General features: G+C 63.3%; 14 protein-coding genes. 5 read left to right on the top strand and 9 right to left on the bottom strand.

Going from position 1 to position 14,465, the window contains the following annotated elements; translation table 11 throughout:
* Positions 1–7: 7 nt before the first annotated feature.
* The 6 genes from AC5P7R_RS16990 to AC5P7R_RS16965 all read right to left on the bottom strand — a co-directional run bounded on the left by AC5P7R_RS16990 (position 8) and on the right by AC5P7R_RS16965 (position 3,959).
* Complete coding sequence (locus AC5P7R_RS16990; protein ID WP_227854372.1) at positions 8–571, bottom strand: queuosine precursor transporter; 564 nt, start codon at positions 569–571, stop codon at positions 8–10.
* A gap of 75 nt (positions 572–646) precedes the next feature.
* Positions 647–1,159, bottom strand: coding sequence for a hypothetical protein (locus AC5P7R_RS16985; protein ID WP_019662190.1), 513 nt, complete (start codon positions 1,157–1,159; stop codon positions 647–649).
* A 33-nt stretch (positions 1,160–1,192) separates the two neighbouring features.
* Positions 1,193–1,696: a hypothetical protein gene (locus AC5P7R_RS16980; RefSeq protein ID WP_031269949.1), complete on the bottom strand. Its 504-nt coding sequence runs from the start codon at positions 1,694–1,696 to the stop codon at positions 1,193–1,195.
* A gap of 19 nt (positions 1,697–1,715) precedes the next feature.
* Complete coding sequence (locus tag AC5P7R_RS16975; RefSeq protein ID WP_111102259.1) at positions 1,716–2,567, bottom strand: DUF2145 domain-containing protein; 852 nt, start codon at positions 2,565–2,567, stop codon at positions 1,716–1,718.
* 48 nt (positions 2,568–2,615) lie between these two features.
* Positions 2,616–2,846, bottom strand: a complete 231-nt coding sequence (locus AC5P7R_RS16970) for a hypothetical protein (protein WP_005415044.1) — start codon at positions 2,844–2,846, stop codon at positions 2,616–2,618.
* Between the two features lie 153 nt (positions 2,847–2,999).
* Positions 3,000–3,959: a mitochondrial fission ELM1 family protein gene (locus AC5P7R_RS16965; RefSeq protein WP_111102260.1), complete on the bottom strand. Its 960-nt coding sequence runs from the start codon at positions 3,957–3,959 to the stop codon at positions 3,000–3,002.
* A 126-nt stretch (positions 3,960–4,085) separates the two neighbouring features.
* On the opposite strand from AC5P7R_RS16965, the gene AC5P7R_RS16960 reads away from it, so the two are divergent.
* The gene (locus AC5P7R_RS16960) at positions 4,086–4,676 is read left to right on the top strand and encodes a malonic semialdehyde reductase (RefSeq protein WP_005415046.1); all 591 of its coding nucleotides are present in this window, start codon (positions 4,086–4,088) and stop codon (positions 4,674–4,676) included.
* Positions 4,677–4,762: 86 nt separating this feature from the next.
* Positions 4,763–5,470, top strand: coding sequence for a YceI family protein (locus AC5P7R_RS16955; protein ID WP_005415047.1), 708 nt, complete (start codon positions 4,763–4,765; stop codon positions 5,468–5,470).
* A 279-nt stretch (positions 5,471–5,749) separates the two neighbouring features.
* Here AC5P7R_RS16955 and AC5P7R_RS16950 read toward each other — a convergent pair whose 3' ends face one another.
* From AC5P7R_RS16950 to AC5P7R_RS16940, 3 genes are all read right to left on the bottom strand, one after another.
* Entirely contained in the window at positions 5,750–6,151 is a 402-nt protein-coding gene (locus tag AC5P7R_RS16950) for a hypothetical protein (protein ID WP_111098401.1), read from the bottom strand.
* A gap of 391 nt (positions 6,152–6,542) precedes the next feature.
* Positions 6,543–7,340, bottom strand: coding sequence for a siderophore-interacting protein (locus AC5P7R_RS16945; RefSeq protein WP_111098400.1), 798 nt, complete (start codon positions 7,338–7,340; stop codon positions 6,543–6,545).
* A 60-nt stretch (positions 7,341–7,400) separates the two neighbouring features.
* Positions 7,401–7,961: a PadR family transcriptional regulator gene (locus AC5P7R_RS16940; RefSeq protein ID WP_206621603.1), complete on the bottom strand. Its 561-nt coding sequence runs from the start codon at positions 7,959–7,961 to the stop codon at positions 7,401–7,403.
* A gap of 566 nt (positions 7,962–8,527) precedes the next feature.
* Between AC5P7R_RS16940 and aceE the strand changes: the two genes are divergently transcribed.
* The 3 genes from aceE (at position 8,528) to AC5P7R_RS16925 (ending at position 14,428) form a co-directional block, all read left to right on the top strand.
* Positions 8,528–11,215 (top strand): pyruvate dehydrogenase (acetyl-transferring), homodimeric type, encoded by a 2,688-nt coding sequence (aceE, locus tag AC5P7R_RS16935; RefSeq protein ID WP_188249986.1) that lies wholly within the window; start codon positions 8,528–8,530, stop codon positions 11,213–11,215.
* Between the two features lie 109 nt (positions 11,216–11,324).
* Positions 11,325–12,185: a hypothetical protein gene (locus AC5P7R_RS16930; RefSeq protein ID WP_227853705.1), complete on the top strand. Its 861-nt coding sequence runs from the start codon at positions 11,325–11,327 to the stop codon at positions 12,183–12,185.
* On the top strand, positions 12,182–14,428 hold the full coding sequence (locus tag AC5P7R_RS16925; protein ID WP_227853704.1) for a tetratricopeptide repeat protein: 2,247 nt from the start codon (positions 12,182–12,184) through the stop codon (positions 14,426–14,428). The genes AC5P7R_RS16930 and AC5P7R_RS16925 overlap by 4 nt, the downstream gene beginning before the upstream one ends.
* Positions 14,429–14,465 lie beyond the last annotated feature (37 nt).

Raw genomic sequence — 14,465 nt, 5'->3', positions numbered from 1 at the left:
CCCGCGCTCAGCGCAGCTCGCTGCGCAGCGGCGCCATCTTCCACAGCAGTGCGCGGAACGGGGCCAGCAGGCACACGCCGATGGCCAGCTTCACGGCCAGGTCGCCGGCGGCCCAGCTCACCCACGGCAGGGCGGAGCCGGCAAACGCGATCGACCAGAAAATGGTGGTATCCACCGTCGCACTGCAGGTGGTGGCCACCATCGGCGCGCGCCACCAGCTGCCACGGCGCAGGCGGTCGAACACGGTGATATCCAGCAGCTGCGCCACGATGAACGCCGAGCACGAGGCAATCGCAATGCGCGGCGTGGCCACCCAGATCGACAGCAGTACCGCCACCGCGAAGCCGATCCACGCCACGCGGCGCGCCGGGCCCGGGCCGAAGCGGCGGTTGATCAGGTTGCTGACCAGGAACGCGACCGGATAGCTGAAGGCACCCCAGGTCAGCCAATCGTTGATCGGGTACTGCACCAGCACGTTGGACAGCAGCACCACCGCGCCCATCGCCAGTACCGCCAGCACCAGGGCGCGCGGGGTCAGCGGGGCAAACAGAGGGGCAGGACGCACGGACATGGCGAGCCAGGGGGAGAAAGGGGATCACCCATTATCCGCCCGGGCCGTGGCAAAACCAAAAACGGTCGTTCAGCTTTACAGCGCTTCACTCATCACGTCACCGGCGGCGTAGGCGGTGGGCACGTAGGCCAGCGCCTGGCCCTGCGCGCTCTTCACGGTCCAGCCGGCACCGGCCTCGGTGGGCTCGAAATGCACCCGCTGGCCGACCACGAAGGCCGCCGTCTGGTCTTCATGTACGCGCGCCGGCCAGCGCAGGGTGGCGGTCTGATCGGCCTTGTCGGGCACCTGCAGCTGTACCTGGCGCTCGCCCTCCGGCGTGGTCTCCACCTTCTTCACCTCCATCGGCGGCAGCGGCACGGCCTTGGTGCGCGTGGCCCGGCCGTTGCGTTCGCTGGCCTTGAACGGCGCCTTGGACAGTTCGGACAGGCCCGCCGATGCAGCGAGCGGCACCGAGACCACGATCAGCGAGGTGATCAGCACGCTGGCCTCGCTGCTGTTCAACTGCGGCGCGGCGCCGGCATGGACGGTGGGCACCAGCAGCGCCGAGAGCAGCAATGCAGAAGCGGGAACGCGCAGGCAACGGAACATGGAGACCTCCTGGTCAGGGGGGGAGACGGCGGCTCAGCGCCGGGTATCGAAGATATCGCGTGGGCCGGTGGCCTCGGGCAGGTACTCCAGCGGGCGGCCCTGGTTGTCCTTCAGCTGCCAGCCCTGGTCGTTGCCGGTTGGCTCGAAATTCACGGTCTGGCCCACGGTGAACTGCACGGCCGGGTCGCCGACGCCGCGCGGATACTGCATCGATGCGGTGTTCTGCGGATCGTTGGCATCACGCAGCAGCACTTCGCGGCGGCCATCCACGGTAGTGGAGATGGCACTCACCTCCATCTGCGGCAGCTTGATCTGCTGCGGGCGGGCCAGCGGCTGGCCGGCGTCGGCGGCATCCTGCGCTTCCTTGGCCGCTGCAGCGCGGGCCGAGGCCACCATCTGCGTGGACATTTCCAGGCTTGGTCCCTGCGGGCCCGGGTCGTGGATGATCACGATGCGGCGTTCGGCGTGGGCGGCCGTGGACCAGGCCAGGCCGGTGACGATCACCATCGACAACACAGAGGTAAGCAGCGGACGCATGTCGTTCTCCTTGCGGGATTCAGGGCGTGGCGGCAGTGGCACCGGCCACCGGCACATGGGGGATCACCAGTTCCTGCTGCAGCTGGCTGCGCTGGTGCAGGAAGTCGAACACCGATTCCACCGTCACCACCGAATAGTTGCCGGAGATGCGTTCGCCGGCTGGATGGTCGGTAGTGGTGGCGTTGGCTACGAACAGGCGCGCACCCACGCGCTTGCCGAGGCCGATATGCAGCACGCTGGGCTGGTACTTCTGCTGGCGCAGCCACTGCTGTGCCTGTTCGCGCTTGACGATGGCCGGCGCGCCTTCGGCCTGCGCCATCGCCGCCGCCAGCACCTCCAGCACCCACTGGTTGGAGTTCTGGTAGTCGGTGGCGAACGGGTAGGCGACCACGTTGTACCTGGTTTCGTGCAGCGCCTTGGGCTGGATCGAGGGCGGCACCAGCATCGCGCGCAGCGCTGCACGCAAGGGGGCCGACGGCACGCCGATGCGCAGGTCGGTATGGCCGCCGCTCTCGCCGACGAAGTTGCCGAGGCCCTCGTGGTACAGCTGCGAGCTGTCGGTCTTGCAGCGGTTGAGCAGGTGCATCGCGCGCCAGCGGCCGTCGTCCTCGCGCAGCAGGAAGGCCAGGTGGCTGTGGCGCAGGCCGTAGCGGCTCAGGTCCTGGCCACCGCGCGCGGCCACCACCACGTCCACATCGGGCAGCGCGTCCAGGCGTTCGGCGGTGGTCCAGGCCACGTCCAGCATCGCCGCCTGCGAGGCCACGCTCGGGTAGCGCTCGCGGCAGGCGGTGCTGTCGGCCCAGGCCGGTGCGGTCGCCAGCAGGCTGGCGATCAGCAGCGCGGCACGGGGCAGGCGGGCAAAACGATCCATGTCGGTACCTTCAGCGGCGGGCAGGCCCGCGCGCCGATCATACGCTGCTCAGCGCAGCGGGCGATCCACGCCCTTGCGCTGGAGTTCCCTGTCGCAGGCATCGCTGATCGGCGCGATCGGCAGCGGCGGGCGCTCGCCAGTCTTCGGATCGCGCAAGGCCGGTTGTTCGCGATACGCGTCCAGCTGCTGCTGGCACTGGTAGGAAATCGGGTCCAGCTCGGTGGGCGCGGTCGAACACGCGGCGAGCAGGGCCAAGGGCAGCAGGAGCAGGGTACGCATGAAGGCATTCGGTCCGGTGGGGGGCACCGGACTCTAACGGTATGGGCAGATTGAAATGTTCAGAAATCGCTGTGCATCCCGGTAGATGCCGGCCACTGGCCGGCATCGGCGGTGTTCGGTAATGCGCACAGCGTTGCCGGCCAGCGGCCGGCACTACCCCAATGCCAGGCGCTGCTTCACTTCTGCCGCTACCCGAGCGGTCTCGCGCAGCGGCTCGATGCGGTCGTACTGCCAGTCCAGCCAGTGCGCCTGCAACCGCCCGCGCTCGCGCAGCTGCTGCTGGAAGCGGGCCAGCCGGCCCTGCGCGGTCTCGGCCAGCGCCACCATCACCGGCATGCGCGTGGCGCAGGCTTCAGAGAGCAGGTTCACCGAATCGGGCGAGACCACCACGCGGTTGGCCCAGCCGAGCAGGCCGCCATAGGGATTGGTACCGTCGCCACCATCGCCCCAGATCACGTGCGGTAGGTTGGCGAACTTCGCGCGCAGGATCTCGGCCAGGGCCGGCGGCGTGCGTCGCGAGGTGGTTGCCAGCAGGCTGCCGCCTTCATTGCGGATCTGCTCGGCCAGCGCCTGGAATACGCCGACCATCGCGGTCTCGTCCCACGGTGCCAGCGGCGTCGGCCCACCGACCAGCAGTGCGGTGCGCGGGCCGGGCAGGGTGCTGAAGCCGGCGAACGCGGCGCGGCCCCAGGCCAGCCAGTCGTCGTCCACCGGGTTGAGGCTGCCGAGCAGGGTGAGCACGTTGCTGCCACGCAGGGCATCGTGTTCGGGCACCACCACCACGTCCCAATGGCGGGCGCTGATGCGCGGGTCGAGGATCTGCACCACCTGGCTGCCGCGTGCGCGCAGCACGCGCAGGGCACCGGCGGCCTGGCGGCCACAGCCGATCGCCAGCGCCGGGGCCTCGGCAGCCAGTGTCGCGAAGGCCTCGCCATAGCCATTCACATCGCCGGGCAGGCGCCGCGGCGACAGCCAGCGCCAGGGTGCGCGCGGTTGCAGGAGCAGCGGTCGGTGGGTGCCCTGGCGCAGTGCCGAGGCCAGCGCGACCGCCTGGCGGACATTGCCCGCACGGCCGTCGGTGACCGTCCATGGCGCGCTCGATCGTTTCACCATTGGCATTAATTCGTTTCAGCCCTGCTGGGTGTTGCAACAGTCGCGACACTCTACACTGCGGCTCGTCGTTTCGCCCCGCGCCGCCCGCGGGCACTGACTTCCTTTCGCCGCCCTGGAGATCCACCGATGTCCCACGCGCTCGACGCCGCCGCCCTTGATCAGCTGTTCCGTACGGCCCGCACCCAGAACGCCTTCCTCGACAAGCCGGTCCCCGAGAGCCTGCTGAAGGAACTGTACGACCTGGTGAAGTGGGGCCCCACCGCGGCCAACACCACGCCGGCGCGCTTCGTCTTCGTCACCTCGAAGGAGGCCAAGGACAAGCTGGCCCCGGCGCTGTCCGAAGGCAACCTGGCCAAGACCATGGCTGCGCCGGTCACCGTCATCATCGGTTTCGACCTGGACTTCCACGAGAAGCTGCCGTACCTGTTCCCGCACACCGATGCCAAGGCCTGGTTCGATGGCCCGCAGGAAGGCCGCCACGAAGCCGCCATCCGCAACGGCAGCCTGCAGGGCGCCTACCTGATCCTGGCTGCGCGCGCGCTGGGCCTGGATGCCGGCCCGATGTCCGGCTTCGACCCGGCCAAGGTCGACGAAGCCTTCTTCGCCGGCACCTCCATCAAGTCGAATTTCCTGGTCAACCTGGGTTACGGTGATCCGGCGGGCCTGTTCCCGCGCCTGCCGCGCCTGTCGTTCGACGAAGCGGCGCGCATCGCGTAAGTCGCTGTATCGGTTTCGGGCCCGCTGTTCCGCGGCGGGCCATTGCTGCACCGTGTACCCACCCTACGATCCGGAGAGTTCCTCAGATGAGCGCCACCCGTAAACTGCTGCTGCCGCTGGCCCTGACCCTGGCCATCGCCGCCTGCTCCAAGCCGGCCGACACCGCTGCCCCGGCTGCCGATGCCGCCGCCCCGGCCACCACCGAGCAGGCCGCCACCCCGGCCGCCGATGCCGCTGCTGCCGCGCCGGCCGCCGAAGCGATCAAGATCGCCTCGGGCACCTACAAGCTGGACCCGAGCCACACCGACGTGCTGGCCCAGTGGAGCCACTTCGGCTTCTCCAACCCCAGCGCGCACTTCGGCAACGTTGAAGGCACCCTGGTGTACAACGCCGAAGACGTGACCAAGTCCACCGTGGAAGTGAAGCTGCCGCTGAGCGGCCTGAACAGCTTCACCGCCAAGTTCGACGAGCACCTGAAGAGCGCCGACTTCTTCGACGCCGCCAAGTTCGCCGATGCCACCTTCAAGAGCACCAAGGTGGAAGCGGCCGGCACCAACAAGCTGACCGTCACCGGCGACCTGACCATCAAGGGCATCACCAAGCCGGTCACCCTGGACGTCACCGTCAACGGCGGCGGCGAGCACCCGATGGCCAAGGTTCCGGCGGCCGGCTTCGATGCCACCACCACCCTGAAGCGCAGCGATTTCGGCGTCGGCGCGTATGCCCCGAACGTCAGCGATGAAGTGAAGATCCGCATCACTACCGAAGCCACCGGCGAAAAGCCGGCGGCCTGATGCACCCCACTCACTCGTCGTGAGAAGGCAGAAGGCCCGCTGAAAAGCGGGCCTTCTTTTTGCGAATGCGATCCGCGTCGATGACGCCCGGAAACTCCGCACTGCACGGAAAACCTGCACTGCGCGGAAAGCCGCTTTGGTAGAGTCGACTGTTAGTCGACTGCTCTTCGCAGGATGCCAAAACCCCGCGCTGCGCGCGCGAGTCGACTAACAGTCGACTCTACCGCTGGCCGGTTCCATCACGCGCTGGCCGGTTCCATCACATCGTGCGCGGCGCGCTCAGCGCAACGCGCCCAACCATGCCACGCACGCTTCGCTCGGGCTCTGCTTGGCCTTCACCGCCAGCCCGCTCACCCGCACGAACGTCTGCGCGGCCTGCGCCATCACCTGGCGGGCGATCAACGCCGCCTGCTTGGTCGCAGCCTGCTGCTTGCGTAGCTGCACGATATGCACCGAAGGCCGGCCCACCGGCGCGTATTTCTGGTCGCGGCGCAGCACATCGGCCACCTGCGCCACTTCGAATTCGGCCTGCAGGTAGCGGTGCTGTGCCTCCACCAGCTCACGCAGCGGCGTGCGCAATGCAGTGGTGTCGGCGAAGCCGGCCAGGGCCGCGTCGCAGGCAGCGTCATCAGCGAAGCGGGTACGCAGCGCATCCACGCTGGCCAGGGTCAGTTTGGCCATGTGGGCCTCGTTGCTGCAGGAAAGGAGCGCGATTGTCGCATTGCTTGCCGGCTGATGCGTTGAACCGGGCGGCGGAATACCTGTAGAGCCGAGCCCACGCTCGGCTCATCGCGCGCAGCGCGAGGGTTTGCCGATCGCGGAACGAAGAGCAGCCGAGCATGGGCTCGGCTCTACACAGTCAAAGGCGTGCGGACCAACGGTCCGCACCCACCAGGGAATGTGCATGGCCGCCGATGACCCCTGTAGAGCCGCGCCCATGCTCGGCTCATCGCGCGTAACGCGAGGGTGGAGCGAAAAGCAGCCGAGCGTGGGCTCGGCTCTACATGGTCAAGGGCGTGCGGGCCAACGGTCCGCACCCACCAAGCAGGGCCCGCACCCACCGGCCGCCCGGTCAATCGCCGTCGGTTTCGTCCGGGTGCGCCTTCCAGTAGCCGGTGGAACGAATCCAGTCGCGCGGCACGCCCAGGTGGCCTTCGATGAACTTGCGCATCATCCGCGCGCGGCGCGATTCGGTGGCGATCCAGTAGAAGACATCGCCGTCCGGGGCCTCGAAGTCGGTCAGCATGTCTTCCAGCAGCGTGCTGCTGGCCGCCGGGAAGCCGTTGCGCTCCAGCCAGTAGATGCGCACGTTCTCGTACTGCGGCAGGTCCTGGCGCTCGGCTTCGTCGCGCACTTCAATGAAGGCCTGCACCTCGGCACCGTCCGGCAGCACGTCCAGCCAGCGGGCGATGGCCGGCAGCGCGGTTTCATCGCCGATCAGCACGTAGGCGTCGTAGCTGTCGGCCACCACGAACGAGCCGCGCGGACCACCGATCACCAGCGTGTCGCCGGGCTGTGCGCGCTCGGCCCACGGCCCGGCCACGCCCTGGTCGTGCAGCACGAAGTCGATGGCCAGCTCGCCGGCTTCATGGTCCCACCAGCGCGGGGTGTAGTCGCGCGAGGGCGAAGGCACCTTGCCGTCCGGGTAGCTGCGGCCTTCGGCGGTCAGCACCGGCAGCACCATCTCGCCCGCAGCGTTGGGGAAGAACAGCTTGATGTGGTCGTCGGCGCCGGGCGAATCGAAGCCGGCCAGGTCGTCGCCACCCAGCACGATGCGGCGCATGTGCGGGGTGACCTCTTCGGTGCGCAGCACGGTCAGTTCACGGAAGCGCACATCCAGGCGCAGGCGCGTGTTGTTGTGTTCGGTCATGGGGGTTACCTGTAAAGGTGTCGCGCGGGGGCGCGCGGCATGGGGGAGACCTGGCTGGATTCAGTCTGGCTGGGTCGTTGAAATCGGTGATGCCTCGCTACCGGCCGTACCGTTGAGCAGGGCCGAGGCCCGCGTCAGCAGCGCCGCCACTTGGTCCGCCTCGCCCTCGGCCCAGCGGCCGTGGTGATGCACCAGCGCCCGCTTGAACTCGCGCAGGGCGCAGGCCAGCGGCGGCGGCAGCGAAGCCTTGGTGATCTCGCGGGCACGGTCGAAGGCACGCCGCTGCGCCAGGCGTACCTGGGTGCGCTGCACCTTCAGCTCGAACTCGCCAGCAGCGGTGATGCGGAAGATCCGCTTGCCGTCCACTTCCTCGGCCTCGATCCAGCCGGCCTGCTCGAAGCTGGCCAGCAGCGGGTACATGGTGCCGGCGCTGGGCGTATAGGCCTGCATGAACTGGTTGCTGATCAGCTGCATCAGCTCGTAGCCATGGCGCGGCTGCTCGCCGATCAGGGCCAGCACCAGCAGGCGCAGGTCACCGCGGCTCAGCACGCGTGGCTGGCCGTTGCGGCGGGGCACCGCCGGATCGGTGGAACGGGCTCGGGGAGAAGGGGAACGGCTCATTTCGATATATCGGTAAACGAGTGTGCAAACGATATATCGATATGTCGAACGCGACAACACTCGATCCGGCCACAAGCGGGTCTGTTTTGGGCCACGGCGGGCGGCGCGCGTAGAAACGGGGCGCCCTTCGCAGGGCGCCCCGGCAGCAACTGTGGAAGGGAGCGGGGCCTTGGGGCCAGCACTCGGTCTCTACCCTGCGGCCGCCAGCGGCGCACTTCCAGTGCCGGATGCGGCATGTTGCCGCTGGTTCAGTGCCCGGCGCCGGAAGCGGCCGACCCCGACACCAAACCTGCCCCAGAAGCGTCATCGGCAGCAGTAACACTGCGTCCTGCGCATGGACGCAGCGGGCCTGATGCGACAGCGGGGCACCGGCCGCAAGAGGCCGTAGCGGCCGGAAACAGGGGCCTGTCCTGCTGCTGGACAGGGCGGGACATGCCTTGCGGACACTGGCCGGTTGCATCCATACGCCTGCGTAGCCAAGTGACGAAAGCCCTTGGTGCGCTACACTTTGCGGTCTAGAAATCTATACAACAGTCGCGCGCGTGCGTGCGGTCATGGGAGCGCTAATGAACTGGTTGAACGAGGTGCTGAACAACGACCCGAATCCTGTGGAAACCCAGGAGTGGATCGAGTCGTTGAAGGCCGTTATTGATGTCGAGGGCTCCGAGCGCGCGCATCAGCTGCTGGAAGGCATGGTGGAACTGACCCGTCGTTCGGGCGCCTACCTGCCGTTCTCTCCCACCACCGAATACGTCAACACCATCGAACCGCAGTTCGAGGCCAAGAGCCCGGGCAACGCCGAGCTGGAATGGCGCATCCGTTCGATCATCCGCTGGAACGCGATGGCCACCGTGGTCCGCGCCAACCGCAAGCCGGGTGACCTGGGCGGCCACATCGCCTCGTTCGCCTCCGGCGCCACCCTGTACGACGTGGGCTTCAACCACTTCTGGCGCGCCCCGAGCGAAAACCACCCGGGCGACCTGCTGTTCATCCAGGGCCACAGCGCCCCGGGCATCTACGCGCGTTCCTTCCTGGAAGGCCGCATCAGCGAAGAGCAGCTGGACAAGTTCCGCATGGAAGTGGACGGCGGTGGCCTGTCCTCGTACCCGCACCCGTGGCTGATGCCGGACTACTGGCAGACCCCGACCGTGTCGATGGGCCTGGGCCCGCTGGCCGCCATCTACCAGGCGCAGTTCATGCGCTACCTGGAAAACCGTGGCCTGATCGAGAAGTCTGACCGCAAGGTGTGGTGCTTCATCGGCGACGGCGAGAGCGACGAGCCGGAAACCCTGGGTGCCATCGCCCTGGCCGGCCGTGAAGGCCTGGACAACCTGATCTTCGTGGTGAACTGCAACCTGCAGCGCCTGGACGGCCCGGTGCGCGGCAACGGCAAGATCATCCAGGAACTGGAAGGCGTGTTCCGTGGCGGCGGCTGGAACGTGATCAAGCTGCTGTGGGGCGGTTACTGGGATGCCCTGCTGGCCAAGGACACCAACGGCGTCCTGAAGAAGCTGATGATGGAAACCGTCGACGGCGAATACCAGAACTGCAAGGCCTTCGGCGGCGCGTATACCCGCGAGCATTTCTTCGGCAAGTACCCGGAAACCGCTGCGATGGTTGCCGGCCTGAGCGACGACGACATCTGGCGCCTGAACCGTGGTGGCCACGACCCGCACAAGGTGTATGCCGCCTACCACCAGGCCGTGAACACCAAGGGCATGCCGACCGTCATTCTGGCCAAGACCGTGAAGGGTTACGGCATGGGCAGCGCCGGTGAGGCACTGAACCCGACCCACCAGACCAAGAAGCTGGACGACGAAGCGGTGCGCCACTTCCGCGACCGCTTCAACATTCCGGTGACCGACGCGCAGCTGGCCGACGGCCAGGTGCCGTTCTACCACCCGGGCCCGGATTCGCCGGAAGTGCAGTACCTGCAGGAACGCCGTGCCGCGCTGGGCGGTTACCTGCCGCAGCGCCGCCGCAAGGCCGACAAGACCTTCGTCGCGCCGAAGCTGGAAGCGTACGAGCGCCTGCTGAAGAGCAGCGGCGAGCGCAGCTACTCCACCACCATGGCCTTCGTGCAGAGCCTGAACATCACCCTGCGCGACAAGGAACTGGGCCCGCACATCGTGCCGATCGTGGCCGACGAAGCCCGTACCTTCGGCATGGAAGGCCTGTTCCGCCAGATCGGCATCTACGCGCCGTTCGGCCAGAAGTACAAGCCGGTCGACGCCGACCAGCTGATGTTCTACCGCGAAGACCAGAGCGGCCAGGTGCTGCAGCAGGGCATCAGCGAGCCGGGTGCAATCAGCTCGTGGATGGCCGCCGGTACCAGCTACTCGGTCAGCAACGTGCCGATGCTGCCGTTCTACATCTACTACTCGATGTTCGGCTTCCAGCGCGTGGGCGACATCGCCTGGCAGGCAGCGGACATGCGTACCCGCGGCTTCCTGCTGGGGGGCACCGCCGGCCGCACCACGCTGAACGGTGAAGGCCTGCAGCACGAGGATGGCTTCAGCCATCTGGTGGCCGGTGGCATCCCGAACGTGCGCAGCTACGACCCGACCTTCGGCTTTGAAGTGACGGTGATCCTGCAGCACGGCACCAAGCGCATGATGGAAGACCAGGTGGACGAGTACTACTACGTCACCCTGATGAACGAGAACTACACCCACCCGGAAATGCCGGAAGGCGCGGCCGAGGGCATCGTCAAGGGCATGTACCTGCTGACCGACGCCGGCAAGCCGAAGAAGGGCGAGCTGCGCGTGCAGCTGCTGGGTTCGGGCACCATCCTGCGCGAAGCCATTGCCGCGGCCGAGCTGCTGGACAAGGACTTCGGCGTGACCGCCGACATCTGGAGCTGCCCGAGCTTCAACGAACTGCGTCGCGATGGTTTCGACGTGGAGCGTGCCAACCGCCTGCATCCGGAAGGTGAGCAGCGCAAGGCCTACGTGACCGAGCTGCTGGAAGGCCGCCAGGGCCCGGCGATTGCCGCCACCGACTACGTGCGTGCGTATGCGGACCAGATTCGTGCGTTCGTGCCGATGTCGTATACCGTGCTGGGTACGGATGGGTTTGGTCGTTCGGATACGCGTGCGAACCTGCGCCGGTTCTTCGAGGTTGACCGCTACTACATCGCGCATGCCGCGATTGCGGCGCTGGCGAAGGAAGGGAAGATGACCGCGAAGGATGTGGCCCGGGCGATCAAGCAGTACAAGATTGATCCGGACAAGGCTAATCCTGTTGGGGTTTGAGGGCTTATGGGCGGGGCGCTTAGTGCGCCCCGTCTTGTAAGTGAAGGAACGGAGGTGATCAGGTGCTCAACCTGATACTCTTGAGTTGGTTGTCTCGGGGGGGGGGGCTATGGAAAGCAAGGAAAAGAATGCACAGATTTGCGGGCACATGGGGTGCCGCTCTCCAGTTCCGCCAAGGGATAGACATTGCCCAGCGTGTGGCAACGACGTGGGCGTTCCAAATGTTAGAAAGTCCCGTGATACTTCCGAGGTAGTCGCTCTTGGTCTTAGGCATGCTAAGGCTAGGGAGAGCGCGGTCAACGGCAATTTTGATTCAATATTCGATGCGTATGAAGCGGCAGTAAGAGAATCTCAAGCTGTTGTTTGTATGTTTCCAAGTCGATTGTTGCAAGTAGTTCTCGAAGGTGCTCTTCTTTCGACATTCATGAAGCAAGTCGAAGGGGAGATGAGGGTGGCGCAAGATAATGAATTTGACGCTGTTCGGTCTTCATTTGAAGAAGCCTATTTCCCTGGCTACTCAAGCTCAATTAGATTCGGTGCGTTAAGTCTTGATGGATTTGGGCACGCCGCGTACGGAACTTGTGCCGTGAGCCTGAAGGACCAAGCAATTGAGTCTCGTGCATCCGTATTCGAATTTCCGCTATTTAAGTTCTCTCAGAATCTGAATCTCGCCAAGCCCATCCCGGTAGGGCATCGTGCCGATTGGAGCAATAGGGCCAAGCTTGCCGCCGCCAAGGCGATAGATTCTTTGGCGCAGGAGCGCCCGCCAGAGTTTCGGGAGATACTTCTGCCTACACCGACGGACACCACCTCTGACTGCATTGAGGTGCATATCTATGGCGCACTTAATATTCACTCGATTAAGGGAGTGTCGTTCTATGCGGCGACGCGTCCTGCAGATTCTACGCTTCAACAAGTAATTTCCGACAGTCTCAAGGATCAAGGCATTCCTATGAGGGATGCGAAATGACAGCATACGTCTCAGGCCAAGCTGGTCGCGCCGTTTTCTTGAAGGTCGGAAAGTTTTTTGGAATTGAGATTGATAGAGACGATGAAGTTATCGTCCCTAAGGCTCAGCTCGCTGCATACCTTGGCCACGCAATAGATGTGGAACACATTGCGACCAATGACTCAAATGAAGTGCGAGCTCGCCTTGAGCTGGAATGGTCTATTGATCGAGCATTAACGCTTTCACTAATTGCGTTCGATGAGAATTTCAGCGAAAAAAACAGAATCCGCGCGGCTACAGATGCAAATGCATTGCTCGAAATTGAAGGTTGTCGGCTGGGTGTGATACAGCAGTTGTGTGCGGCTGAGCTTCCGCTGGACTTTGCTGCTAGCGAAGTTTTGCTATTTCTAAACGAGCATTCGTTAAGTAATCTATCTGACATTTTAGATGATATTGCTCGGCGCCAGGGATTGATTGCGGAGTGTGCCAAGTCGTGGAGTAGCTTCGTGAAGGCGTTGGATCACGATCCGCAGGACATCGCTAGGGTCCGATATAGGCTCGCAAAGATTGGAATATTTCGAGACTTTGTGACTTTGGCATCTAAAGGTAATGATTCAATTCTCAAAATTCTGATTGACCCTGTTATTTCTTCTAATAAGTCTCTTGCAAGGGACGTTGTATCTCTGTGGGCTTCAAGGTACAAGACGAGGACTATTCCGCAGGATCTTCAGCTCTTGGATGGTGCGAAATCACTGTCGAATGGCATCCTGGGCGGAGTAGGAAATAGACGGGTAGATTCGGCTTTCGAAGCCTTTAATAAGGTGGAGAAAAGAATTCGAGCGATCAAGAGTGAGTATGTAGCTGCGAAGTACAAGAGGGCAGATGCCCTGGTTAACTATTTGGTGGGCGATCAGTCCTCCAGCGATGCGTCCAATCTTGTCGCTAAGTCGCTATGCAATATCGCCATATTCTGTCGCGGAATTGGGGATATCGATCGATACTTCTCATTGACTAAGCGTGCCGTCGAGCTTGTTCCGGATGATGCCTGGGCGCATATTCAGCTGGGAAATGCATATCTTGCTGCGGGAAATTATCGTGAGGCTCTTTCATCGTTCGAAATGGCTGAAATTGCGGGCGATGAGCGATCTGCATTGCTTGGGCGTGGTGAAGCTCTCAAGGCTGTAGGTCAACAACAAGTTGCTCTGAGTACTTTGGAACGTTGCATAGAATCTTATCCGACAGACGAGGTTGCTAGAAATGCTAGGGCATCTCTCCTGGCGTATTTTGGAAATCTTGAAGGTGCGCTTGCGGAGTATAACTACTTGGTGGCATCGCCATATGTTACTTCGCACTCTTATGGGGGGAGGGCGCTGGTACTTGATGATCTAGGTAAAACAGAAAGGGCTCTGATTGATATTGATTCCGCTATAGCTCTTGCTCCTGATGACATGATTCCAGTGTGTGCGAAGGCGGATATTCTGCGTCGTATGAGGCGGTATTCCGATGCTCTCGCGGTGCTGGATATCAAAAAAGTTTCTGCTGAAGGTCGATTAATGCTCGGGCTGGCCACAGTTCGTGCATTAAGGGATAGTGGAGACTATAAAGGTGCGGAGAAGAAGGCTGCACTCCTCCGTGCACAGTTTCCTAGTGATATAAATTCCAAGATCGCTAGCGCGGATATCCTTCGTAGGTCTGGACGTTTCGAAGAGGCGCTCGCCTCTTATCAGCAGCACGAAAGTGCTGCAGGGTTCTTGAGGGTTGCGAGATTTGGCTATGCTTCTACTTTTGCAGCACTTGGTAGATACGAAGAAGCAGCTTCGTATCTGTCAACTCATGCTACAACTGCCGGGGACTGGGTTTCTAAGCTACTGTTGGGAATGATTCATGTGAGGCAAGGTGATTTTGTTTCAGCAGAAGTTCTGTTGTCAAATGGGAAGGATGAATGCCCGTGGGTAAGGATACGGACTCAATTTGCATCCGCCTTGATTCACTTGCGCTTGCGTCAAGATAGAGTTGAGGATGCCTCCGAAGTATTTGAAGATAGTGTTTCAGAGTTTAGGGCTCATGACGAAGGTGTGGCTCTTCTGGCGCACCATATCAGTATATCGAGAAAGTTTGCTTCACCGATTGACTGCCAAGACATGGTGGGCGTTCTCTTCAGAACTGCCATGAAAAATATTCAGCTGTTCGCTCAATCTGGTGGCATCGAAAGGGATGAAGTCTTTGACTCGGAGTGGATAGCTCTCACATCGCTAGCTGCTTAGTCCTAGCTACTCGGGCCCGTGCCCAGGGACCGGCGGC

Source organism: Stenotrophomonas sp. YJH_SMC_27 (assembly GCF_059369815.1).
Note: the sequence above shows the minus strand (reverse complement) of the source record. Positions and strands in the feature narration are given on the sequence as shown.